We start from the raw sequence: 22,219 nt of genomic DNA on the forward strand, positions 1-22,219 counted from the left end.
AACCAGTGCTCGGACCACGACGGACGACCCAGGGTCGTCATTCGGTGCGCCTGCGTGAGGGTCGCCGGCTGTGGGAGTCGGTCGTGATCCTCGCGTCGATGGTGTTCCTCACCGCTGTCCTGGCCGCGCCGCCGGGCGACGCCTCCCACGCCGTCGACGCCGCGCAGGCGGCGTCCGGCGGCGAGGCGCTGGCCGCGCGGCAGCCGACCGGACCGGCGTACACGCAGGCGCTGACGCAGCTCGACGACCGCGTGGCGGCGGTGGAGGCGGCGACCGTCACGCTCGTCGGCCACCCGCTGGTGGACACCACGAAGGCGGCCTCGCGGACGATGTCGCGTGCCGACCTGGTGGACGCGGCGCCCGTGCCCGTCACCGTGGGGCTGACCGCCGAGCAGCTGCCGGACCGGGTGCTGGGCGCCCGAGAGCAGGTGGCCTCGGGCGACGTCGCCGAGGCCACGCGCGTGGTCGAGGGGGTCGAGACCGACGTCCTGCTGGTCGCGCTCGACCTGGGCGACCAGTCGGCGCAGAACGCCGCGATGACGCGCCTGCTGGTCGCCGCCGACCCGCAGGTCGCGCTGCTCGACTCGGCCGTCGCGGCCACCCACGCCGCCGCCGAGGTCCGGGACGTCGTCGCGGCCGCCACGTCCGCGGTCCAGGCCCGGGACGCCGCCGCCGGCATCACGGTCGTGGCGCAGCAGATCGCGGTGACCGGGGACGAGGACGCCAAGGCGGCCGTGGCCAAGGTGGAGGAGCAGGCCCGGTCGACCGACGGGTACACCAACGGCAACATCCCGCTGAAGGTGCTCTGCGCGGTCGCGTTCGCGCCGAGCCAGCACCTGCGGTGCGACGCGGCGGAGGCGCTGGCGCGCCTGAACGCGGCCTACCGCCTGGACTTCGGCCACGACCTCAGGATCACGGGCTCGTACCGCACGCTCGAGGAGCAGATCAGCACCCGGGCGGCCAAGGGGACCATGGCCGCGGTGCCCGGCACGTCCAACCACGGCTGGGGCCTGGCGGTCGACCTCGACCAGGCCAGCGGGTACCGGTCCGCGCAGTACGCCTGGCTCAAGGCCAACGCCATGACCTACGGCTGGCACCACCCCACCTACATGGACGAGGGTGGCCGCGGACCCCACGAGCCGTGGCACTGGGAGTTCGGCACGTCGGACGACGCCGGAACCGGCACGTCGGTGCCGATCACGGTGGGCGTCCCGGCGCCCACCACCCCGCCCGCGACCGCGCCCGCGCCGCCCGTCGTCGAGCAGCCCAGCGTCGCTCCGGTCGCGCCGGCGGCGACCCCGAGCGCCACGCCGACCCCGACGCCGGCGCCGAGCAGCAGTCCGACCGCCTCCGCGGCGCCGTCCGCTCCGTGACGCCGCCGTACCGTCGTGCTGCGCGTGGGACCTAGCGTTCCCGATCGCGGGTGATCACGGGTCGGTCGTCCTCGCTGAGGGGGACGGCCGTGCTCGACCGCCGCAGGAGCGGAACCCCGAGTGCCGGGAAGAGCAGGACGCCGATCAGTCCGGCGGTCGTCATCGCCGCCGCCGTCGAAGTACCGAGCCGGCCGTCGGAGACCCCGAGCTGTGCGGCGGTGACGATGAACGGCAACGAGGTCGCGCACAGCAGGCCGGCCCCGAGGCGGCGGGTGGCGGTGTCCCCGGCGCGCAGGACGAGGGCGGGCGCCCCGCGGGAGACCAGCAGCGTGAGGGTGAGCAGGGGGACCACGAGCAGCGCATCAGGCCACAGCGAGAGCGCCGAGAAGTCGAGGCGGGCTCCGCTGGTCACGAAGAACAGGGGCACGAGGAAGCCGTACCCGAGGCCGTCCAGCTGAGCGCGGAACACGGGATCGGACATGGAGCCGTCGAGGACGTTGAGGATGCCGCCGGCCAAGAACGCGCCCAGGACCACCTCCAGCCCGCCGAGCTGCGCCAGGGCGGCGAACCCGATGACGAGCGCGACGCTGAGTCGGACCCTCAGCTGGACGGTGCCGCCGGAGAGCGCATCGATCGCGGTGGTCACGCGGCGGAACCGGCGGAGGCGTTCTCCCAGCAGCGTGACCAGCACGGCGAGCGCGGCCAGGGAGACGAGCAGGATGACGGTGCCCACGGGCGTGCTGCCGCTGCTGAACGCGAGGGCGAGCACGACGACGGCGGCGAACTCCGCCACGCTCGCGAGGGCGATGACCTGCACACCGTCCGGCGTCCGAGCCAGGCCCGCGTTGCGCAGGATCGGCACGACGAGCCCCAGGCCGGTCGCGGACAAGGCGATCGCCACGAGGGCGGGAGCGTCCAGCAGCCCTGCGGCGCTGAGCGCGAGGGCCAGGCCGAACGCGATGGCCAGGCCGAGCGCGTAGGCGGCGAGGGAGCGGCCCAGGAGCGCGCCGCGGATCTTGCCGAGATCCACGTCGAGACCGGCGAGGAAGAACAGGAACGTGACGCCGAGCAGGGCGAGCACGCCGACCGCGCCGTCGACCTCGACCCAGCCGAGTCCACGGGGTCCCGCAGCGATGCCCAGCAGGATCTCGATGACGATGACCGGGACCGCGGCGCGACGGAAGGCGCGAGCCAGCACGGGGGCGCCGACCGCCAGCAGGCTGATGAGGGCGACGTTCGTGAGCGTCATGCCGTGACGCTAGGCGCGGAGGCGGGGCCGGTCTTGAGTCAGTCGACTGCGGGCCACCCGTCAGACCAGCTGCTCCAGCGCGGGCCTCAGCTGGACCCGGGTGGTGATGCCCAGCTTCGGGTAGACGCGGTACAGGTGCGACGCGACCGTCCGGTGCGAGAGGTAGAGGCGGGTGCCGATCTCCCGGTTCGACAGCCCGTCGGCCGCCAGCTGCGCGATCTGCAGCTCCTGCGGCGACAGGCGCTGCCAGGCATGAGTCTCGGCACCCTGGCTGCGCTCGCCGGCGGCCCGCAGCTCGGCACGAGCCTGCTCGGCGAAGGCGCGCGCGCCGAGGGCGTCGAACGCCTCCCGCGCGGAGCGCAACGGAGCGCGGGACTCGGCCGCACGGCGTTGGCGACGAAGCCACCGGCCGTAGCCGAGCAGCAGGCGGGCGCGGTAGAGCGGCCAGGTGGACAGGTCGGCGTGCAGGGCGCCGCGGAACGCGGCCTCGGCACGGTCGTCGTCGACCAGCAGGGGACGGGCGTAGAGCAGCGCCACCTGGGTCCAGGTCGACTCCCCGGTCTGCGCGTGCTGGGCGAAGCTGTCCAGGTGCGCGCGTGCGGCCTCGACGTTGCCGGTGTGGGCGGCAGCCTCGGCGAGGTCACCGAGCGCCCAGGCGCTCTGGAAGTGGTGGTACGCCGGGTCGTGCGGGTCGAACAGGCGGTGCAGCTGCTCGTAGGCCTCGTCGTAGCTGCTGGCGCCGATCGCCGCGAGCCCGCGAGTCAGCTGCAGGCCGCAGAGCATGGCGTTGGCCCCCATGGGCAGGGCGATCGCCTCGGCGGCGCCGACCAGCGCGGCGCTCTCGTCGAACTCACCGCGGACACCGGCCAGCATGGCCTGCACGATGAGCGCGCTGGCTTCCCAGAGCGGCTGGCCCGTCTCGCGGGCGAGGCGCAGGGTCTCGTCCGCGGCGGGGACGGCCACCGCCCAGTCCAGCGGGGGGAACGCGCTCCACGCCTGCTGAGCCGACACCACGACGAGCTGTCGGAGCCGGCCCTCGGCGCGCAGCGTGGTCGCGGCGGCGGACGAGAACGGTGCGGAGAGTGCGAACGCTCCGGCGAAGTTGAGGGCCGTCGCGACGAGGTGCGCGGTGTGTGCGTCGATGTCGTGCGGCACCAGGTCACCGGAGCGCGCGATCAGCACCTTGTTGTGCCCGATGGGGTCGGTCAGGCTGTAGACGGAGAGCAGCACGGGGTCCGTGGTGGAGGGCGCGACGCGCTCGGCGGTGGCCAGGACCGCGCTGCGGAGCTCCTGCCCGACGTCGGTCACCCAGGTCTGCTGGGCCGCGAGGTGCGCGAACCGCAGGGCGAGGTCGGCGTCGCCCTGCGCGAACAGCACGTCGGCCACGTCGATGAGCTCGTCGGCCTTGGCGGCGACGCCGGCGGTGCTCGACGGGCTCGGGCTCAGCATCTCCGACAGCAGCCGGAGCCGAGCACGCGACCGGGGGCTGAGGGCGTCGGCCTGGGCCAGCCGGCTGAGTCGGGTGGCAGCCTCCGGGTCACCGAGCTCGAGGGCGAGCTCCGCCGCACGCAGGAACCTCTCGGCTCGCCTGCCGAGGTCGGGCGTCAGGACGGCGGAGCGTTCGAGCGCCTCGAGCGTGACCGTCTGGCCGCCGCGTGCCTCGGCCCGGTCCGCCGCGGCCTCGATCTCCGCCGCGACGTCCTCGTCGGGTCCGAGGGTTGCCGCAGCCCGGTGCCAGACTCGACGGTCGGGAGAGGCCTCGAGCGAGGTCGCGAGCGCGGTGTGCACGGCGACCCGCTGGGCGGTGCCCGCGCCCTGGTAGATCGCCGAGCGCACGAGCGGGTGCCGGAACTCGACGCGGTGCTCCCACACCGTCACCAGCTGCGCGTCGACGGCCGGCTTCCAGAGGTCGGGGTCGGCGGCGGTGCCGGGCAGCAGCAGATCGGCGGCGACGACCAGCTCGCGCAGGTCGTTCGTGTCGCCCGCCGCAGCCACCAGCAGGAGCGTGCGGACCGCCTCCGGGAGCTCGACGTAGCGAGAGGTGAACGCCCGCTCGAGCCGAGCGGTCATCGCCACCTCGGCACCGGTGCCGTGCTGGCTCCCGTGCTGCGGGCGTGCGGACGCCAGCTCGGTGAGAGCCAAGGGGTTGCCCCGGGCGAGGTTCAGCACGCGTGCGCGCAGGCGCTCGTCGAGGTGGGGTGCGCGCTGGTCGAGCAGCGCCGCCGAGCGTTCGTGGTCGAGCGGGCCGAGCTCGATGACCGGGAGGCCCAGCGTGTCGAAGGGTGTCTCGTACCCGTCCCGGGCGCAGACGACGAACGCGACCCGGTCGTCGCCGAGCCGCCGCACGACGAAGGCGAGCGCGTCGGCAGTCGGGCGGTCGAGCCACTGGGCGTCGTCGACGATCGCCAGGACCGGCGCGCGGGTCGCGGTCAGCGCGAGGAGCTCGAGGACGGCGAGGGCGATCAGGTACGGATCCGGCGCGAGGACGTCGGTCATGCCGAAGGCGGACAGCAGCGCGTCGCGTTGTCGCGGGGGCAGGTCGGTCGCGCGGTCGAGCACGGGTCGCACGAGCTGGTGCAGGCCGGCGAAGGCGAGCCGCGCCTCGGACTGGATCCCGGAGATCGTCAGCTGGTGGAACCCGTGCGAACGGGCCTGGTCGCTCAGGGCCGCGAGCACGAACGACTTGCCGATGCCTGCCGGTCCGCGCAGCAGGAGTCCGCCGCCGCGGTCCTGGGCGGCGAGCGCGAACGCGGTCAGCTGATCGAGCTCGCGCTCGCGCCCGACCAGGAGTTCCACGACGCCATCATGCCCGCCGCGAACGTCGTCCCGCCCGGTATGTCGACCTGCGTGGCAGCCGGCCTCTAGACGGGGCCGAGGCCGTGCTCGGCCAGCCAGGACAGGGATCGGTCGGCCACGTGTCGCCAGCCGCCGTCGATGGTCAGGGAGTGGCCGCGATCCTCGAACTCGAGGAGGTCCGTGACGGCGTCCGAGTGCCGGTACTGCTTGAGCGTCGACTTCGTGATCGCCTCCGGGACCGTGTGGTCCTGCCCGCCCATGACCAGCAGCAGGGGGCCGCGCCCGACGTTCCTGGTCTCGACCTCCGCAGGGGAGTGGGGCGCGAAGTTGGCTGCGGCGGCCTCGAACAGAGGCTTCCCCGGGGCCGGGATGGTCCACCGGTCGAACAGCTGCTGCGACTCCTCGTCGGACAGCGCGTTGCCGAAGCTGTAGCGGAACTGCTCGGCCGTCAGCGACACGGCCCGGTGCTTGTTCGCCGGGTTCTTGAACACGGGCAGGGTCGACCGCAACGAGGACAGCGGCAGGGGGAGGACGCCCTTGATCTGCGCCGCGTCGATGGCCACGGCGCCGATCGCCTTGTCGAGGCCGAGCAGCTTCTCCGCGATCATCCCGCCGAAGGAGTGGCCGACGAGGATGGGGGCCGAGGGAAGGGCGTCGATGATCGCTGAGTAGTGCGCGACGACGTCGTCGATGCCGTGGTCGGCGATGCTCTCCGGGTCCGCGCGCGCGGCCTCGACGGTGTCGGGGATGCCGGGCCAGCCCGGTGCGACGGTCGCGTAGCCGGCCTCCTCGAACAGCGCGGCCCACGGCGCCCACGAGGTCGCGTGCAGCCACAGTCCGTGGATGAAGACGACGGTCTTCGAGGTCTCGCTCATCTGGTCCTCCGATGGTGTGGACGGACCTCCGATCGTGCTCACCCCCGCTGTGCCCGGCATCGGTCAGCTGACTGTGGTGTCGACGTGAGTCAGGTGACTGAAGCCAGCGCGCGGCAGGGCGCGGAGAGTGGGCGTCGACATCTCCACGCGACCCAGGAGCAGACCATGAACCGCGTTCCCGACTCCGAGCTCGAGCTCGTTCCCGGAGGCACCCTGATCACGCCGGACGCCACCGCCGGTCGGGCGCTGGCCTTCACCCTGGCCCGCCACTCCATCCACAACCTCCAGCCGGACCTGGACGTCCTCAAGGGCGGGCGGCCGAACTACTCGACGAACCCGGACAGCCTCATCGCGGCGAGCCAGGTGGTCGCCATCGAGTTCGCCACGATCGCCGCGGCCAACGGCTACTGGCGGTAGTGCCGTGCCGGAGATGACCGCGCTGCGCGCGCACCACCGGGGTGGTCCCGAGCAGCTCCGGGTGGAGCGGGCACCACGACCCGCGGCGCAGGACTCGCTCGTCCTGGTCAAGGTGCACGCGGCCGCCATCACGTTCAACGAGCTGCTGTGGGACGAGACGTGGACACGCGACGGCGAGGACCGGACCCCGATCATCCCGTCCCACGAGTGGTCGGGCGTCGTCGAGTCGGCCGTTGCGTCGACCGGCCTGCGACCCGGCGACGCGGTCTTCGGGATGGTGCCGTTCGACCGCGACGGCGCCGCGGCCGAGTACGTGAACGTCCCCCCGGACTTCGTCGCGAAGAAGCCCGCCTCGCTCTCGCACGTGGAGTCCGCGGCCCTGCCGCTCGCCGGCCTGACCGCGTCGCAGGCCCTCACCGACCATGCCCACGTGGCCGCCGGGGACCGGGTGCTCGTCCTCGGCGCGGCCGGAGGTGTGGGGTCGTTCGCCGTGCAGCTCGCTGTCCGGCTCGGGGCGCAGGTCACCGCGACGGCGATGCCCCGCGACCGCGAGTTCGTGCAGTCGCTCGGGCCGGTCGAGGTGGTCGTGGCCGGGGATCGCGACTCCCACGGCGACGAGCTCGCGACCGGCTCGTACGACCTCGTCGTGGACACGGTGGGCGGAACGCTGATGGAGCAGTCCTTGCGGCTCGCGCGCAGGGGCGGCACCTTCGTCACCCTGCAGCAGCCGCCCCCGCACGACCTCGCCGACGCCCTGGGCGTGGACGGGGTCTTCTTCGTGGTGCGCCCGACTCGCGCGGCGCTCGACCGGCTGCGCGAGTCCGTGGACCAGGGACACCTGACCGTCACGGTCGCCGCGACGTATCCGTTGGCCGAGGGGCGCGCGGCCTACGAGAGCGGCGCCCGGCCCGGTCGGGCGCCCGGCAAGACCGTGCTCGTCGTCGGAGATGTTTGACCGCCCGCCCCCGACGTTGCCATACCTAGAGCCGCTAGGGTTTGATACCTAGCACATCGAGGTAGAGGAGCCGTCGTGCGCATCGACAAGGACCTGGTCGCCGCCTCGGCGACGCCGCTCGTGCTCGGCATACTCGCGGACGGCGACCTCTACGGGTACGCCATCCTCAAGCGCGTCGGCGAGCTCTCCGGCGGGCGCATGCAGTGGACCGACGGCATGCTCTACCCCCTCCTGCACCGGCTCGAACGGCTCGGCCACGTCGCGTCGTCCTGGGGCACGTCCGAGGCCGGCCGGCGCCGCAAGCACTACGCGATCACCCCGACCGGCCGGGCGGCGCTGGCCGAGCGGCAGGCGCAGTGGACCGTCGTCGCGGACGCGCTCCGGCAGGTCTGGGAGTCGGCGCCGCGGCCCGCCGCCGGCGTGGAGGCGTGGGCGTGATGGCGCACGACGACCAGCTCGAGGCCCAGGTCGACCGGTGGCGCGGCTACGTGCACCGACGACAGGTCATCTCGTCGGCCGACGTCGACGAGCTCGAGGACCACCTGCGGGGCCAGGTGGCCGACCTGCGCGCGACCGGGCTCGACGAGGACGAGGCGTTCCTCGTCGCGATCAAGCGCCTCGGCAACCTGGACGCCGTCTCCCGTGAGTACGCCCGGGAGCACTCGGAGCGGCTGTGGAAGCAGCTCGCGCTCGTGCCCGACGACTCGCCCGGCGCGCCGGCGCCGCGGTGGCGCGAGCTCGCGGTGGTGCTCGCGCTCGCGGTCGGAGCGGGCGTGGCGGTGCGGGCCGGGATCGCCCTCATCGACGACGAGGGCGCGTTCGCCCGGAACGTCGGCCTGCTCGTGATGCCGTTCCTCGCCGGGTACCTCGGGTGGAAGCGCCAGGCGGGTCCGCGGACCGTGGCCGCGATCGCGGTGCCGTTCGTCGTGCTCGCGGTCGCCCTCAACGTGTACCCGTTCGCCTCCGGGGGGTCGACCGAGGTGCTCGCGATCGTCCACACGCCGGTCGTCCTGTGGCTGCTGGTGGGGCTCGCGTACGTCGCGGGCTCCTGGCGCTCCGACGGACGACGGATGGACTTCGTGCGGTTCACGGGCGAGCTCGCGATCTACTTCACGCTGCTCGCGCTGGGTGGCGGGATCCTCGTCGGCCTCACGGCCGGGGTCCTGCAGATCGTGGGCATCGACCCCGGTCCCGTGATCGCCGGCTGGGTGATGCCGTTCGCCGTGCCGGGCGCCCTCGTGGTCGCCGCCTGGCTGGTCGAGGCCAAGCAGGACGTCGTCGAGAACATCGCGCCGGTGCTGACGCGGATCTTCACGCCGCTGACCATCGCCATGCTCGTGGCCGTGATGGTGGCCCTGACGGTGTCGGGCGGCTTCATCGAGGTGGATCGCGAGCTGCTCATCCTGATGGACGCGATCCTCGTGCTGGTCCTGGCGCTGCTGCTCTACTCGATCTCGGCGCGCGACCCGCTCGCTCCGCCCGCGCTCGCCGACTGGCTCCAGCTCGTCCTGCTGGGGGCGGCCATCGCGGTCGACGCGGTGATGCTGACCGCGATGCTCACGCGGATCGCGGAGTTCGGCACCAGCCCCAACAAGGTCGCCGCGCTCGGGCTCAACCTGCTGCTGCTGGTGCACCTCGGGGTCTCGGCGTGGCGGAGCGGCCGGTTCCTGCGGGGTCGCGGCACGTTCTCGGCGCTCGAGCACTGGCAGACGCGCTACCTGCCGGTCTACGCCGCGTGGGCCGCGGTCGTCGTGCTCGTGTTCCCACCGCTCTTCGGCTTCGTCTGACCGGTCCGACGCGGCCGTCTTGTCAGGTCGTGGCCGCGGCGCCCGCGATGACGACGTGCAGGCAGTCGTCGAAGAGGTCGTCGGGCGTGCGCCCGTCCTGGAAGTAGTCGGTGATCCCCGCGATCAGCGTGGGGTGGGCCGCGGTGAACTCGGCCAGGTCCCAGCCCCGCAGCGCGGTCTCGTCGGGACGAGGTGCCTGTTCCTCGAGCACGTAGCCGACGGTGAAGCGCTCGGTGGCCAGGGTGATGACGCGCGCCTGGCGGAGGGGGACGCCTGCGGCGACGAGTGCGCTCATGGCGAGCTCGGAGACGGCGTTCATCGAGGCCGAGAGCTGCGCGGCGGAGACCACGCGCGCTCCGTCCGGGTGAGCCAGCAGCGCGCGGCGGAGCCCGCGCGCGAGGCCGGTCAGCCAGTCCGGCCAGGCCTCGTCGGGCGTCGGCGGCGACAGCTCGCGGACGAGGTCGGCCAGGATCGCGTCGGCGATCGCCGTGACCAGGGCGGCCTTGTTCGGCACGTGCCAGTAGAGCGAGGGGGACTGCACCCCGAGGCGGGTGGCGAGCCTGCGCGTGGTCACGCCGTCCAGCCCGTCGGCGTCGAGCAGGGCCACGGCCTCGGCGACGACCTGCTCCCGGTCCAACGTCACCGTCCCGTCCCGTCCCTTCCCTTCCCGCGATACCTGCTTGCCTCCGACCCTATCAGTGATAGATTCACTATCACTGATAGGGAACGAGAGAGGTGGACGCCATGCCGAACGACCACGCCCTGCGGGACGGGCTGCACGACGCGACGCACCGCGTGCCAGGGGTTCCCCCGCACGCGGACCATCCGGAGGGGCATCAGGGTGCCGGCCGCACGCCGTCGCTCCAGAGCCGCGGCGCGGGCCCGCACCACGGCTCGGCACCGGCGCACGATCGACCGCCGCGGGTGCTGGTGGGGTGGCAGAACTGGATCGCCGGCTTCTTCGCGCGTACGCCCGACTGACGCGACCAGGTCGGCGGCGCGCCGCACGCGGCGCGCTAGGGTCGGCCGATGGCCCTGATCCACCGCGCCACCATCCGTCCGACCAAGGCGGAGCTGCTCGCCGACTGGGTCCCCACCCAGCCCTGGGGGGAGCCGGAGTCCGCGCTGGTCGGTGCGTACCGGTTCGACGACCCGGACGGCGAGGTCGGCATCGAGGCGCACGTCCTGGCGACCGCCGACGGTCACTGGCTCCACGCCCCCCTGACCTATCGCGGCGCGCCGCTGGACGGGGCGGAGCAGTTCCTGGTCTGCACCATGGAGCACTCGGTGCTCGGGCGGCGCTGGATCTACGACGCGGTCGGCGACCCCGTGTACGCCCTCGTGCTCGCCTCCGTCCTGCTGGCCGGTGCCGTGCAGGCCGCCGAGCTCGTCGAGGGCGCCGACGCCCCGCGCGAGCCGAGCGTGCGCGTGACGGGGAGCCGCTCCGGCGCGGATGACGTGCCGCCGATCGACGCCGTGCGCGTGTCGTCGGACCGCACCTCGACGGTCATGGAGGTCTCCGACGAGCTGCGCATGGTCGTCTGCCGTCGACCCGGCCCGGAGGCGACCGCGACCGACCGCGAGCATGTCCTCACGGGCACGTGGTCGGGCCTCGAGGCGCCGGTCCTGCTCGCCTACGTCGCCTGACCTCTCGCACTGGTCGGCGTCGTGGGCGCCGTCCTAGGCTCGGCGCATGCCCGGCCTGCGGCACGCCGTCACCGTCGAGGCCCCGCCCGAGCGGGTCTGGGCGGTCGTGGTCGACGTCGAGCGCTGGCCCGAACGGATCCCCACGGTGGACGCCGTGGAGCGTCTCGATGACGGGCCGCTGGCCGTCGGCTCCCGGACCCGGCTGCACCAGCCGCGGCTGCGACCTGCGGTGTGGACGGTCACCGAGCTGGTCGACGGGTCGTCGTACACCTGGGAGTCACGATCGTCGGGCGTGACCGTCACCGCGTCGCACCTCGTCGAGCCGCACCTCGACGGGAGCCGGCTCACCCTCACGCTCACCGTGTCCGGTCCGCTGTCCGGGGTCGGTTGGCTGATGAGCAGGTCTCTGACCACGCGGTACGTCCGGACCGAGGCCGCCTCGATCACGCGGGTCGCCGAGACCCCTGCCCCGTAGTCGACCACTCACCGTCCCAGGGAGCGTGCGCCGCCGCTCGGCACCGTGCGCTCCGAGACCGCGATGTCGGCGCGTGCGCCCGCGGCGGCACCGGCCGCCCAGCCGCGGCCCGAGAGCCGACGCGTCGTGCGGCGGACGTGCGGGAACGCGTCGGTCACGGCGGCGTCGACGTCGCGGTCCCTCGCGGCGAGGACCAGCGCGCTCGAGGTGCCCTCGGTCTCCGCCACCGTGAGCACCTCGGCGTAGAACTGGCGCAGGCGCTGCGCGACGATCGCGGCGAAGCCCGCGGCGAACGCGCGCTTGTCGCTCGCCGTGCCGCCGTGGCCGTACATCTCGGCCAGCATCTGCGGCTCGAGGGAGGCGGCCAGGACGGCGGCCATCGACATGTCCGACGCGAACCCGAACGCGACGAACTCGGTGCCGCTCCCGCGCCGGACCCGCAGGGGCCGGCAGCCGAACGCGCTGTAGACCGCGCTGCGCAGGTCGATCCGGTCCGCCACCCACGAGCCCGTGACCGGGACGTCGGCGCGGACCGGCTCGCGCGCGCGGTCGCTCGTCATCCGGACGGCGGCCTCGTCCATGCTGTGCCGCAGCATCAGCTTCTCGGCGCGGGTCCGGGCGAGCTCGCGCTCCGGCTCGTGCGGGGAGCCGCCGTCCGCGATCGCCAGCAGGGTGCGGATCAGCGCGAGGATCTCGTCGGTGGACTTGGGCATCGGGGCTCCCGGGTGTGCGGTCGAGCCGTCACCGTAGGGGTGAGCACCGACAGAAGGGTGCGCGACAGGGATCAGGCCGGGACCGGGAGCCCCTCCAGCCAGGCCCGCCAGGCCGGCTCCTCGCGGCGCACGTAGTCCGCGGCGTCGGGGGAGAAGAGGTACGCCCGCACCCCGGCCGTCGCGTTGCCGTCGCCGGTGCCCCACGCGTAGACGTTGAGCATGCCGGGCACGGGCGCGGTGAGCCGCACCAGCGTCTGGTGATCGCCGACGCGTTCGACCGTGCCGGTGGCGCCGCGCACGTCGACGGTCGCGCCCTCGTCGCCCAGCCCGAGCGCGTCGTGCAGGGTCGCCCACAGCGTCGGAGCGTCGCCGGGGTGGGAGGCGCTGACCTCCAGCTGCGTGGCCTCCTGGCCGGGGAAGCTCGCGAGGTACAGACGCAGGTTGTCGAAGAAGGGCATCCAGCCGGGGCCGAGCGTGTCCCACCACTCCGACTCCCAGGCGGCGCCGATGCCGAACCCGCTGCTGGTGACGTGCACGACGCAGGTCCCGCCGGACCGCGCCTCGACGAGGAACTCGGACGTCAGCGGGCTGAGCGTGTCCGGGTCCCTGCCCATGAGGGCGGCCCAGTCCTCCTCGTAGACCAGGCGGCGCGGCGGGTCCCAGCCGGTGACCCTGCCGTCCGAGCCCATCTCCGGGCCCATGGTGAAGTGCACGGCGCCGCCCTCGCGCTCCTCCATCTCGGTGGGCGTGAACCAGGCGCTCATGCCCCTGGCGGTGGCGATGGCCTGCCAGACCTGCTCCGGGGTGCCCGGGACCTCGACGCTGAACTCGAGGCGGTACGGGACGGTCGGGGTGGTGCTCATGAGTCCTCCTCGGGGAGTGGGTGGGCGGCGACGACGAGCCGGTGCGGACGCCCGTCGTCGTGGTGGTAGCGGGCGGCCAGGTCGAGCACGGCTGCGGTGAGGTCGTCCGCGAAGGCCGCCCGGTCGGCGGCCGACCGGAAGCCGATCGTGGTGTCGATGGTCAGCGTCGGCAGACGGTTGCCGGACGCGCCGGCCCGTCGCGCCAGCGCGCCGACCTCCCGCACGACCCGGCCGGCGAGCGCGACGAGATAGCCGGCCGACAGGCGGTCGGCGGTGGCGTCCGGGTCGGCCGCCGAGGCGCTGACGGCCGCCGGCGACACGACGTACGACGCGGCCGACGCCTGCAGGACCCGCTCGGTGAGACCACCGTGCCGACGCTCCTCGGCCAGCTCCACCAGGCCGTGCGCCTCGAGGGTCTTGAGGTAGTAGTTGACCTTCTGGCGCGCGATGCCGACCTTGGCGGCGAGCCCGGCGGCGGAGGCCGGGACGGCCAGCTCGCCGAGCAACCGGGCCCGGACCGGGTCCAGCGCGGCGGCTGCTGCCCCTGCGTCCTCGATGACCTCGACGTCCTTCATGACGCCACCGTGGCAGCGACAAGAAAAGTTGTCAATAGTCTTTTCCCGCTTCTTCGACCGCAGGCATCATCAACCCGGCGCCCGGTGCCGATAACACCCGTGGAGCCGGCACTACCAAACCCCCGGTCGAACCCGTCGCCGAGCAGAGCAGAGTGCCGCCACCACCGGGAGTGACGATGATGACCAGCACGCAGCCAACCGTCCCCGCGCCGACCACCGGCGAGCAGGCGCTCACTCATCGAGAGCGGGTCGTGCTCGCCGAGCTCGGCGAGTTCATCACGCTCGAGGAGATCGCGACCCGGTTGTGGGTGACCCGCAACACGGTGAAGTCGCAGGTGCGCAGCGTCTACCGCAAGATCGGCGTGTCCACCCGTGCCGAGGCGGTCGCCTGGGCGCGGGCGCACGGGATCTAGTCGAAGGAGCTCCACCGGCGGGTCGTGCCGGTGCCTGGGCCGTGGGTCTCCGCCCACGCGCGGGCGCGGGCCTCGGCGGCCTCGTCGGCGGCGCGCATGGCGACCTCGGCCGACGGTGAGTCGGGCGCCGCCACGGTGCACCGCAGGTGCGGCTCGCCGGCGCGCAGCGCCACGGTGCCGACCGCGTGGCAGGACGCCACCACGCGCACGTGGGTCGTCGACAGGGTGGCGACCGCGGCCGGCCGGTGGGGTGCCGGAGTCGTGGCGATGCCCGCCGCGACCGAGCCGGCGACCACGACCCCGACGGCGGCGCCCACGATCCCGACGAGGCGGCGGACGTGCGCCGCGCGCTCGCCCAGGTCCGGCGACGGCGTGCCCACCGGGTCCGGTTCCATCTCGAACTCGATGACCGTCTCGAGGTGAGCCCGGCGGCTCACTGGCGCGGTGGTCATGGTGCGTTCCTTCGTGGTGTGCGGTGAACGTGATGAGCCGCCCCTCGCGGCCCTGATACGTCCAACCTGCTCCGCGGCGCGCCGCGCCGGATCAGGGGGTCCCCCTGGTCCTGCCGCACCGGCGGTGGTCCGGCGCTGTGGGTGAGCGCTGGCAGGCTGGGCGCGTGACCCCCTCCACCACCCGTGACGCCGCCCTCGCCGTGCTCCGCCGCCTGGTGGGTGACCCGGCCGCGCAGTTCCACGACGGGCAGTACGAGGCGATCGAGACGCTCGTCGACGAGCACCGCCGGGCGCTCGTCGTGCAGCGCACCGGGTGGGGCAAGTCGGCGGTGTACTTCGTCGCGACGATGCTGCTGCGCGAGCGCGGCGCCGGCCCCACCGTGCTGGTCTCGCCGCTGCTGGCGCTCATGCGCGACCAGGTCGCCGCCGCCGAGCGCGCCGGGGTGCGGGCCGTGGCCATCAACTCGACCAACGCCCACGAGTGGGACGACCTGCTGCGTCGGCTCGCGGCCGACGAGGTCGACGTCCTGCTGGTCTCGCCCGAGCGGCTCAACAACCCCGCGTTCCGCGAGAACCAGCTGCCGGCCCTGGTGAGACGCCTCGGCATGCTCGTCGTCGACGAGGCGCACTGCATCAGCGACTGGGGGCACGACTTCCGACCCGACTACCGGCGGCTGCGGGACCTCATCGCGACGATGCCCGAGGGCGTGCCGGTGCTCGCGACGACCGCGACGGCGAACAGCCGGGTGGTCGCGGACGTGGCCGAGCAGCTGGGCAACGACGGCGCGGTCGACGTGCTCACCATCCGCGGCCCGCTGGCCCGGGCGTCCCTGCGGCTCGGCGTGCTGCGTCTGCCGGACGCCAGGACGCGGCTCGGCTGGCTGCTCAGCCACCTGGGCGACCTGCCCGGGTCCGGCATCATCTACACGCTCACGGTGGCGGCCGCGCAGGACACGGCCCGGCTGCTGCGCGAGGCCGGCCACGACGTGCGCGCGTACACCGGCCAGACCGACCCGACCGACCGTGAGGACGCCGAGGCCGCCCTCAAGGCCAACGCGGTCAAGGCGCTGGTGGCCACCAGCGCGCTGGGCATGGGCTTCGACAAGCCGGACCTCGGCTGGGTGCTGCACCTCGGGGCGCCGTCGTCGCCGGTCGCCTACTACCAGCAGGTGGGCCGTGCCGGCCGAGCGACGGCCAGCGCCGACGTCCTGCTGCTGCCCGGCACCGAGGACCCCGACATCTGGCAGTACTTCGCCACGGCGTCGATGCCGAACCAGGACCGGGCCGAGCGGGTGATCGCGGAGCTGTCGGACCGGCCGCTGTCCACGCCCGCGCTGGAGGCGCTGGTCGACATCCGCCGGACGCCGCTCGAGCTGCTGCTCAAGGTGCTCGACGTGGACGGCGCGGTGCGCCGCGTGCAGGGCGGCTGGGTGGCCACGGGGCAGCCGTGGACCTACGACGCCGAGCGGTACGCCCGCATCGCCGCGGCGCGCCAGGCCGAGCAGCAGCACATGCTCGACTACGAGCGGACCGACGGCTGCCGCATGGAGTTCCTGCAGCGCAGCCTGGACGACGAGACCGCGGCGCCGTGCGGCCGCTGCGACGGCTGCGCGGGGGTCTGGTACCCGCGCGACGTGGTCGACGACGCCGCGGTCTCGGCCGAGCGCTCGCTCGACCGCGTCGGCGTGCCGGTCGATCCGCGGGTGCAGTGGCCCGTGGGCGCCGACCGGCTCGGCCTGCCCGTGCGCGGCCGCATCGCCGTCGAGGAACGGGCCGCCGAGGGGCGGGCGCTCGCCCGGCTGACCGACCTGGGCTGGGGGACCGCCCTGCGCGAGGTGTTCGCCGCGGGCGCCGCGGACGCGCCCGTCACCCGGGCGATGCTCGACGGCTGCGTGCGGGTGCTCGCGCAGTGGGGCTGGGACGAGCGGCCGGTCGCCGTGGTGGCGCTGCCGTCGCGGCGCCGTCCGGTGCTGGTCGACTCCCTGGCGCGCGGCCTCGCCGAGATCGGGCGGCTGCCGTACGCGGGTGCCCTCGCGCTGCGTGACGGGGGTCCGCGCGGTGAGCCGGGCGGGAACAGCGCCTTCCGGCTGGCCGGCGTGTGGGACCGGTTCGACGCCTCGACGCTCGTGGTCCTGCCCGGCCCGGTCCTGCTGGTGGACGACCTGGTGGACAGCCGCTGGACCATGACCGTCGCGGCGCGGGAGCTGCGCCACGCCGGGGCGTCGGCCGTGCTGCCGTTCGCGCTCGCGCTGCGGGGCTGAAGCGCGCAGTCCGCCTGCGCACTTGTTGCGCGCGGTGGTCCCGGGTGCGCTAGACATCTTCTCGACCGTGGTTGCTGGCCGGCGGGGACGCCGAGCCACGTCCGGGACGCCGAGGGGCGTGCCGGGCGAGTGACGAACAGCGCCGCGACCCCCTCGATGGAGGTCTCTGATGAGCACCCCTGCGCGGCGCTTCGTCGTCGCTGTCCTGTCCGGCGCGGCCCTCCTGGTGGGCGCGTGCGCGTCGGCCGGGTCCGCTGCGCCCGTCGCGCTGCCGCCGGCCAACGGCCAGTTCGACTACCAGCTCGGCGGCGCGTACACGCCGTCGTCCACCGTGAAGATCGTGGACCGCGACCGGCTCGACGACCCCGCGGCCGGCACGTACAACGTCTGCTACGTCAACGCCTTCCAGACGCAGCCCGACGACGCCACCTGGTGGAAGACGAACCACGACGACCTGCTGCTGAAGAAGGCGAACGGCTCGTACGTGATCGACAGCGCCTGGGACGAGATGCTGCTGGACACGTCGACCGCGGCGAAGCGCACGAAGCTGCTCGCGATCGTCGGCGGGTGGATCGACGGTTGCAAGGCGGACGGGTTCAGCGCCGTGGAGCCGGACAACCTCGACAGCTACAGCCGCAGCGGCAAGCGGCTGACCCGGCAGAACAACGCCGACTTCGCGAAGCTCCTGGCCGCCAGGGCGCACGCGGACGGTCTCGCGATCGCGCAGAAGAACGACTCGTCGATGGCGTCGAGCGGGCGGGCGATCGGGTTCGACCTCGCCATCGTGGAGGAGTGCCAGGTGTACGACGAGTGCGGCGACTTCACCTCGGTCTACGGCACGCAGGTGTACGAGATCGAGTACACGGACAACGGCGGGACGGCGAACTTCACGAAGGCGTGCACCGCCCGGGGCGCGACGACGAGCGTGATCCTCCGCGACCGCGACGTGGTGCCCAAGGGCACGAGCGGATACGTGTACAAGTTCTGCTGACGTCGGCCACGTCACACTGCCCACCGCCTGGACTCACGGGACCCCGCGGCGCTGCGTGCCCTAGTTTTGGCCCGTGACCGCACCTCTCTCCCCGAGCGACGCCACGCAGTCCGCTGCGCCGAACCCCGCGAGCCACGAGGTCCCCGAGCCCCTGCGCAACGACGTCCGCGTGCTGGGCGAGTTCCTCGGGCGGGTGCTGCGCGAGGCGGGCGGGGACGACCTCCTGGCCGACGTCGAGGCCCTGCGCGAGCTCGCGATCCGGGCGCACAACGGTCCCGACGCCGAGGCGCTGGCGCAGGCCGAGGAGCTGGTGGCGGGCTTCACCATGGCCCGCGCCGAGGAGGTCGCACGGGCGTTCACGTGCTACTTCCACCTGGCCAACACCGCGGAGGAGTACCACCGGGTGCGGGTCCTGCGGGACCGCGAGGCCAGCCTGCTGCCGCACCACCTGGCCCCGGACGACTCGCTGCCCTCGGCCGTCGCGCAGCTCGCCGACGAAGTGGGCGAGGACGTCGCCCGGCAGCGGCTGGCGGAGCTCGAGTTCCGGCCGGTCTTCACGGCGCACCCCACCGAGGCGCGTCGCCGCGCGGTGTCGAGCTCGATCCGGCGGATCGCCGAGCTCGTCGCCGAGCGGGACCTGCGCTACATCGGCGGCATGTCGCTGGCCGAGAACGACCGCCGGCTGCTGGCCGAGATCGACACCCTCTGGCGCACCGCGCCGCTGCGCGAGGCGAAGCCGTCGGTGCTGGACGAGGTCCGCACCGTGCTCAACGTGTTCGAGGCGACGCTGGCCGACGTGCTGCCGGCCGTGTACCGACGCCTGGACGACTGGCTGCTGGCCGACGCCGCGGGGACCACGGCTCCCGCGGTGCGCCCGTTCGCCCGGCTGGGCACGTGGATCGGCGGGGACCGCGACGGCAACCCCAACGTCACGGCGCAGATCACCGAGGAGGCCGCGGCGATGGCGTCCGAGCACGCGCTGCTCGAGCTGGAGTCGTCCGCGCGCAAGACCGCGCACGGGCTCACGCTCGCCGCGTCCGGCACCCCCGCGTCGAGCGAGCTCACCGCGCTCTGGCAGAAGCAGCGCGGCCTGTCGGCGGCCCTGGCCGCCCGGATCGCCGGCGACGCGCCCAACGAGCCGCACCGCCGGGTGGTCTACTTCCTGGCCGAGCGGATCGCCGCGACGCGCACCCGCAACGCCGACCTCGGCTACGGCTCGGCCGACGAGCTGACGGCCGACCTCGACGTGGTGCAGCGCTCGCTCGCCGCGGCGGGCGCCACCCGCTCCGCGTTCGGCGACCTGCAGCGGCTCATCTGGCAGGTGCAGACCTTCGGGTTCCACCTGGCCGAGCTCGAGGTGCGTCAGCACTCGCAGGTGCACGAGGGCGCGCTGGCCGACCTGGCGAAGAACGGCGTCGACGGCCCGCTGGAGCCGCGCACGGTCGAGGTCCTGGACACGTTCCGCGCGATCGGCGCCGTGCAGCGCCGCTACGGGGTGCTCGCCGCCCGGCGGTACATCGTGTCCTTCACGCAGTCCGCCGAGCACCTCGCCGCCGTCTACCAGCTGGCCGAGATCGCGTTCGCGGGCGTCGACGCGCCGATCATCGACGCGGTGCCGCTGTTCGAGACGTTCGCGGACCTCGAGGCGTCGGTGGACATCCTCGAGGGGTCCCTGGCGCTCCCGCAGGTGCAGCGCCGGCTCGCCGAGAACGGCCGCCGCGTCGAGGTCATGCTCGGCTACTCGGACTCGTCCAAGGACGTCGGCCCGGTGTCCGCCACGCTCACGCTCGACACGGCGCAGCGCCGGATCACCGAGTGGGCGCGCCGCAACGACATCGTGCTCACCCTGTTCCACGGCCGCGGCGGCGCGCTCGGACGCGGCGGCGGCCCCGCCAACCGCGCGCTGCTCGCGCAGCCCCCGGGCTCGGTCGACGGCCGGTTCAAGCTCACCGAGCAGGGCGAGGTCATCTTCGCCCGCTACGGCGACCCCGTGATCGCCGCGCGGCACATCGAGCAGGTCGCCGCGGCGACCCTGCTGGCCGGTGCGCCGTCGGTGGAGCGCCACAACGCGGCGGCCACCGAGCGGTTCGCACCGCTGGCCGCGAAGCTCGACGAGGCCTCGCGCGTCCGGTTCCACGAGCTGGTCAAGGCCCCCGGGTTCCCGCAGTGGTTCGCCGAGGTCACGCCGCTCGAGGAGGTCGGCATGCTGCCGATCGGCTCGCGTCCCGCCCGCCGCGGCCTCTCGGTGGAGTCGCTCGACGACCTGCGCGCGATCCCGTGGGTGTTCTCCTGGTCGCAGGCGCGCATCAACCTGGCCGGCTGGTACGGGCTGGGCACGGCGCTGGCGGCGACGGACGACCTCGCCGAGCTGCGCGAGGCGTACGCCCAGTGGCCGCTGTTCGCCACGATGATCGACAACGTCGAGATGTCGCTGGCCAAGACCGACGAGCGCATCGCCGAGCGGTACCTCGCGCTCGGCGACCGCGACGACCTCGCGCAGCTGGTGCTCGACGAGATGGCGCTGACCCGGCAGTGGGTGCTCGACATCACGGAGAGCGAGGCGATCCTGTCGCGCCGGCGCATCCTCGGCCGCGCCGTGCAGCTGCGCAGCCCCTACGTCGACGCCCTGTCGCTGCTCCAGCTGCGCGCGCTGCGCGGGCTGCGTACCGGCGATGCCCCCGAGCAGGCCGACGAGCTCCGCCGCCTCCTGCTGCTCACCGTCAACGGCGTGGCCGCCGGGCTCCAGAACACCGGCTGACGCTCCCGGTCGGCTCAGGGACCCGTGGGGCCGAACCGCTCGGTGCGGATGCGCTCCGGGTCGTGACCGAGGTCGACCAGCGCGTCGGCCACGGCCTCGACGAACGGCGTCGGCCCGCAGACGAAGACGTGCGCGCGCTCGTCCGGCGCGAAGCAGGCGTCCTGCAGCAGCCCGGGGTCGATGCGGCCGACCGGACCCTGCCAACCCTCAGGCCCGCGCCGGGTCCACACGCGCGTGATCTCGACGTCGGCACCCAGCGCCTCGAGCTCGTCCGCGTAGATGGCGTCCGCCGGCGTGCGCACCGAGACGATCAGCCGGAACGGCGCGCGGCTGCCGGCCAACCGCCGCGTGCGCAGCATCGACATGAGCGGGACCAGGCCGGACCCGCCGCCGATCAGCTGCACGGGGTGCGGGTCGGTGGGCTGCCAGACGAACCAGTGGCCCACGGGTCCGCGGAGCTCGACCTCGTCGCCCACCTGCAGGTCCTCGGTGAGATAGGGCGAGACCTCGCCGTCGTCGACCACCTGGATGGTCAGCGCGATGTGCTGGTCGTGGCCCGCCGGGTCCGGGGGGCGTCCGGGCAGGCCCATCGTGCCGGCCGATGCCAGCGAGTAGGAGCGCTGCGTGGAGTAGCCGTCCTCGGCGGTGAGCCGGATGTCGACGTGCTGCCCGGCGAGCGCCCCGCGCCACCCGGGCACGTCGAGCTCGAGCGTCATCGCGGTCGGGGTCTCGGTGGTGCGGGCGACCAGGGTGCCGACCATCCAGGGCAGCGCGTACAGCTCGGTGTCGGGGGAGGGGGTGGTGGTCACGCTCAGTCTCCCCAGTACCGCTGCTCCTTCCAGGGGTCGCCGTAGGCGTGGTACCCGAGCCGCTCCCAGAAGCCCCAGGTGTCCTCGGTCATCAGGTCGAGGCTGCGCACCCACTTGGCGGACTTCCAGAAGTACAGGTGCGGGACGAGCAGCCGCGCGGGCCCGCCGTGCTCGGGGGGCAGGGGAGCGCCGTCGTACTGGTAGGCGATCCACGCCTTGCCGCCGCGCAGGTCCGCCAGCGGCAGGTTGGTGGTGTACCCGCCGTCGCAGTGCGCCATGGCGTACTGCTCCTCGGGGGCGATCTCGACGCCGTCGAGCAGCGTGTCCAGGGAGATGCCCCGCCACGCCGAGTCGAGCTTGGTCCACTTGGTGACGCAGTGGATGTCCTTGACGATGTCGTCGTGGGGCAGGTGCGTGAGCTCCGACCAGGTCCAGCTGGCGCGCGTCGCGCCGCCGGACGTGATCGAGAAGGTCCACGTGGACAGGTCGGCGCGCGGCGTCGGACCCGCCGACAGCACCGGGAAGCCCCGCTCCAGGTACTGCCCGGGCGGGATGCGGGGGTCGACCTCACGCTTGCCGCGGAAACCGCGGGAGATGATCGCCATCAGGGGGCCGTGCGGTTCGACATGGTCACTCCCGGGGTCGGAGACGCTCCGGCTCATCATGCGGCCAGCCCCGGGGGATGCGCCAGAGGCCGGTCCGAGATTCGGACCGGCCTCTGAACTGTGCGTTTGTCGAGCGGGGTCAGCCGCGCGAGTAGACCACGCGCGGGCCGCCCGAGGCGGACCCGGAGCCGCCGCTGGTGCCACG

Annotated in this window: 22 protein-coding genes; 12 read left to right on the plus strand and 10 right to left on the minus strand. The window is 73.7% G+C overall.

What is annotated here, in order from left to right:
- Positions 1–44: 44 nt before the first annotated feature.
- Positions 45–1,373, plus strand: a complete 1,329-nt coding sequence (locus tag AB5970_RS13490; RefSeq protein ID WP_370504466.1) for a M15 family metallopeptidase — start codon at positions 45–47, stop codon at positions 1,371–1,373.
- A gap of 31 nt (positions 1,374–1,404) precedes the next feature.
- Here AB5970_RS13490 and AB5970_RS13495 read toward each other — a convergent pair whose 3' ends face one another.
- The 3 genes from AB5970_RS13495 to AB5970_RS13505 form a co-directional block, all read right to left on the minus strand.
- The gene (locus AB5970_RS13495) at positions 1,405–2,622 is read right to left on the minus strand and encodes a cation:proton antiporter (protein ID WP_370504467.1); all 1,218 of its coding nucleotides are present in this window, start codon (positions 2,620–2,622) and stop codon (positions 1,405–1,407) included.
- Between the two features lie 60 nt (positions 2,623–2,682).
- On the minus strand, positions 2,683–5,418 hold the full coding sequence (locus AB5970_RS13500) for an ATP-binding protein (protein WP_370504468.1): 2,736 nt from the start codon (positions 5,416–5,418) through the stop codon (positions 2,683–2,685).
- A gap of 65 nt (positions 5,419–5,483) precedes the next feature.
- Positions 5,484–6,293: an alpha/beta hydrolase gene (locus tag AB5970_RS13505; RefSeq protein ID WP_370504469.1), complete on the minus strand. Its 810-nt coding sequence runs from the start codon at positions 6,291–6,293 to the stop codon at positions 5,484–5,486.
- A gap of 165 nt (positions 6,294–6,458) precedes the next feature.
- Between AB5970_RS13505 and AB5970_RS13510 the strand changes: the two genes are divergently transcribed.
- From AB5970_RS13510 to AB5970_RS13525, 4 genes are all read left to right on the plus strand, one after another.
- Positions 6,459–6,710: a hexameric tyrosine-coordinated heme protein gene (locus tag AB5970_RS13510; RefSeq protein ID WP_370504470.1), complete on the plus strand. Its 252-nt coding sequence runs from the start codon at positions 6,459–6,461 to the stop codon at positions 6,708–6,710.
- A 13-nt stretch (positions 6,711–6,723) separates the two neighbouring features.
- Complete coding sequence (locus tag AB5970_RS13515) at positions 6,724–7,665, plus strand: NADP-dependent oxidoreductase (RefSeq protein WP_370504471.1); 942 nt, start codon at positions 6,724–6,726, stop codon at positions 7,663–7,665.
- 75 nt (positions 7,666–7,740) lie between these two features.
- The gene (locus AB5970_RS13520) at positions 7,741–8,103 is read left to right on the plus strand and encodes a PadR family transcriptional regulator (protein ID WP_370504472.1); all 363 of its coding nucleotides are present in this window, start codon (positions 7,741–7,743) and stop codon (positions 8,101–8,103) included.
- Positions 8,103–9,452, plus strand: coding sequence for a permease prefix domain 1-containing protein (locus AB5970_RS13525; protein WP_370504473.1), 1,350 nt, complete (start codon positions 8,103–8,105; stop codon positions 9,450–9,452). Before AB5970_RS13520 ends, AB5970_RS13525 begins: the two co-directional genes overlap by 1 nt.
- A 22-nt stretch (positions 9,453–9,474) precedes the next feature.
- Here AB5970_RS13525 and AB5970_RS13530 read toward each other — a convergent pair whose 3' ends face one another.
- Entirely contained in the window at positions 9,475–10,095 is a 621-nt protein-coding gene (locus AB5970_RS13530; protein ID WP_370504474.1) for a TetR/AcrR family transcriptional regulator C-terminal domain-containing protein, read from the minus strand.
- A gap of 101 nt (positions 10,096–10,196) precedes the next feature.
- On the opposite strand from AB5970_RS13530, the gene AB5970_RS13535 reads away from it, so the two are divergent.
- The 3 genes from AB5970_RS13535 to AB5970_RS13545 are packed head-to-tail and all read left to right on the plus strand — an operon-like array spanning position 10,197 to position 11,574.
- Positions 10,197–10,433 carry a hypothetical protein gene (locus AB5970_RS13535; protein WP_370504475.1) on the plus strand — a complete coding sequence of 79 codons (237 nt, stop codon included), beginning with the start codon at positions 10,197–10,199 and terminating at the stop codon, positions 10,431–10,433.
- A 48-nt stretch (positions 10,434–10,481) separates the two neighbouring features.
- Positions 10,482–11,099 carry a CG0192-related protein gene (locus AB5970_RS13540; protein ID WP_370504476.1) on the plus strand — a complete coding sequence of 206 codons (618 nt, stop codon included), beginning with the start codon at positions 10,482–10,484 and terminating at the stop codon, positions 11,097–11,099.
- A gap of 46 nt (positions 11,100–11,145) precedes the next feature.
- Positions 11,146–11,574, plus strand: coding sequence for an SRPBCC family protein (locus AB5970_RS13545; RefSeq protein WP_370504477.1), 429 nt, complete (start codon positions 11,146–11,148; stop codon positions 11,572–11,574).
- A gap of 8 nt (positions 11,575–11,582) precedes the next feature.
- On the opposite strand, the gene AB5970_RS13550 is transcribed toward AB5970_RS13545, so the two are convergent.
- From AB5970_RS13550 to AB5970_RS13560, 3 genes are all read right to left on the minus strand, one after another.
- Positions 11,583–12,287 (minus strand): DUF7168 domain-containing protein, encoded by a 705-nt coding sequence (locus tag AB5970_RS13550; RefSeq protein WP_370504478.1) that lies wholly within the window; start codon positions 12,285–12,287, stop codon positions 11,583–11,585.
- Between the two features lie 71 nt (positions 12,288–12,358).
- Positions 12,359–13,150 carry an SRPBCC family protein gene (locus tag AB5970_RS13555; RefSeq protein WP_370504479.1) on the minus strand — a complete coding sequence of 264 codons (792 nt, stop codon included), beginning with the start codon at positions 13,148–13,150 and terminating at the stop codon, positions 12,359–12,361.
- The gene (locus tag AB5970_RS13560) at positions 13,147–13,725 is read right to left on the minus strand and encodes a winged helix-turn-helix domain-containing protein (protein ID WP_370504480.1); all 579 of its coding nucleotides are present in this window, start codon (positions 13,723–13,725) and stop codon (positions 13,147–13,149) included. Before AB5970_RS13560 ends, AB5970_RS13555 begins: the two co-directional genes overlap by 4 nt.
- A gap of 179 nt (positions 13,726–13,904) precedes the next feature.
- On the opposite strand from AB5970_RS13560, the gene AB5970_RS13565 reads away from it, so the two are divergent.
- Positions 13,905–14,138: a LuxR C-terminal-related transcriptional regulator gene (locus tag AB5970_RS13565; RefSeq protein ID WP_370504481.1), complete on the plus strand. Its 234-nt coding sequence runs from the start codon at positions 13,905–13,907 to the stop codon at positions 14,136–14,138.
- Here the strand turns inward: AB5970_RS13565 and AB5970_RS13570 are convergent.
- The gene (locus tag AB5970_RS13570) at positions 14,135–14,590 is read right to left on the minus strand and encodes a hypothetical protein (protein WP_370504482.1); all 456 of its coding nucleotides are present in this window, start codon (positions 14,588–14,590) and stop codon (positions 14,135–14,137) included. The genes AB5970_RS13565 and AB5970_RS13570 overlap by 4 nt on opposite strands.
- 164 nt (positions 14,591–14,754) lie before the next feature.
- On the opposite strand from AB5970_RS13570, the gene AB5970_RS13575 reads away from it, so the two are divergent.
- From AB5970_RS13575 to AB5970_RS13585, 3 genes are all read left to right on the plus strand, one after another.
- Positions 14,755–16,851, plus strand: a complete 2,097-nt coding sequence (locus AB5970_RS13575) for a RecQ family ATP-dependent DNA helicase (protein WP_370504483.1) — start codon at positions 14,755–14,757, stop codon at positions 16,849–16,851.
- 169 nt (positions 16,852–17,020) lie between these two features.
- The gene (locus AB5970_RS13580; protein ID WP_370504484.1) at positions 17,021–17,842 is read left to right on the plus strand and encodes an endo alpha-1,4 polygalactosaminidase; all 822 of its coding nucleotides are present in this window, start codon (positions 17,021–17,023) and stop codon (positions 17,840–17,842) included.
- A 73-nt stretch (positions 17,843–17,915) separates the two neighbouring features.
- On the plus strand, positions 17,916–20,600 hold the full coding sequence (locus AB5970_RS13585; RefSeq protein WP_370504485.1) for a phosphoenolpyruvate carboxylase: 2,685 nt from the start codon (positions 17,916–17,918) through the stop codon (positions 20,598–20,600).
- A 14-nt stretch (positions 20,601–20,614) separates the two neighbouring features.
- On the opposite strand, the gene AB5970_RS13590 is transcribed toward AB5970_RS13585, so the two are convergent.
- Complete coding sequence (locus AB5970_RS13590; protein WP_370504487.1) at positions 20,615–21,361, minus strand: ferredoxin reductase; 747 nt, start codon at positions 21,359–21,361, stop codon at positions 20,615–20,617.
- A 50-nt stretch (positions 21,362–21,411) separates the two neighbouring features.
- On the minus strand, positions 21,412–22,014 hold the full coding sequence (locus AB5970_RS13595) for a sulfite oxidase-like oxidoreductase (protein ID WP_370504486.1): 603 nt from the start codon (positions 22,012–22,014) through the stop codon (positions 21,412–21,414).
- Between the last annotated feature and the right edge of the window lie 205 nt (positions 22,015–22,219).

Origin of the sequence: Cellulomonas sp. ICMP 17802 (assembly GCF_041295535.1) — a bacterium.
Classification (GTDB): Bacteria; Actinomycetota; Actinomycetes; order Actinomycetales; family Cellulomonadaceae; genus Cellulomonas.

Coding starts and splice junctions, on each gene's coding strand:
- AB5970_RS13495 (WP_370504467.1), bottom strand. CDS start 2,622: ATGACGCTCACGAACGTCGCCCTCATCAGCCTGCTGGCGGTCGGCGCC.
- AB5970_RS13505 (WP_370504469.1), bottom strand. CDS start 6,293: ATGAGCGAGACCTCGAAGACCGTCGTCTTCATCCACGGACTGTGGCTG.
- AB5970_RS13510 (WP_370504470.1), top strand. CDS start 6,459: ATGAACCGCGTTCCCGACTCCGAGCTCGAGCTCGTTCCCGGAGGCACC.
- AB5970_RS13515 (WP_370504471.1), top strand. CDS start 6,724: ATGACCGCGCTGCGCGCGCACCACCGGGGTGGTCCCGAGCAGCTCCGG.
- AB5970_RS13525 (WP_370504473.1), top strand. CDS start 8,103: ATGGCGCACGACGACCAGCTCGAGGCCCAGGTCGACCGGTGGCGCGGC.
- AB5970_RS13535 (WP_370504475.1), top strand. CDS start 10,197: ATGCCGAACGACCACGCCCTGCGGGACGGGCTGCACGACGCGACGCAC.
- AB5970_RS13540 (WP_370504476.1), top strand. CDS start 10,482: ATGGCCCTGATCCACCGCGCCACCATCCGTCCGACCAAGGCGGAGCTG.
- AB5970_RS13545 (WP_370504477.1), top strand. CDS start 11,146: ATGCCCGGCCTGCGGCACGCCGTCACCGTCGAGGCCCCGCCCGAGCGG.
- AB5970_RS13550 (WP_370504478.1), bottom strand. CDS start 12,287: ATGCCCAAGTCCACCGACGAGATCCTCGCGCTGATCCGCACCCTGCTG.
- AB5970_RS13555 (WP_370504479.1), bottom strand. CDS start 13,150: ATGAGCACCACCCCGACCGTCCCGTACCGCCTCGAGTTCAGCGTCGAG.
- AB5970_RS13560 (WP_370504480.1), bottom strand. CDS start 13,725: ATGAAGGACGTCGAGGTCATCGAGGACGCAGGGGCAGCAGCCGCCGCG.
- AB5970_RS13565 (WP_370504481.1), top strand. CDS start 13,905: ATGACCAGCACGCAGCCAACCGTCCCCGCGCCGACCACCGGCGAGCAG.
- AB5970_RS13570 (WP_370504482.1), bottom strand. CDS start 14,590: ATGACCACCGCGCCAGTGAGCCGCCGGGCTCACCTCGAGACGGTCATC.
- AB5970_RS13580 (WP_370504484.1), top strand. CDS start 17,021: ATGAGCACCCCTGCGCGGCGCTTCGTCGTCGCTGTCCTGTCCGGCGCG.
- AB5970_RS13590 (WP_370504487.1), bottom strand. CDS start 21,361: ATGGTCGGCACCCTGGTCGCCCGCACCACCGAGACCCCGACCGCGATG.
- AB5970_RS13595 (WP_370504486.1), bottom strand. CDS start 22,014: ATGGCGATCATCTCCCGCGGTTTCCGCGGCAAGCGTGAGGTCGACCCC.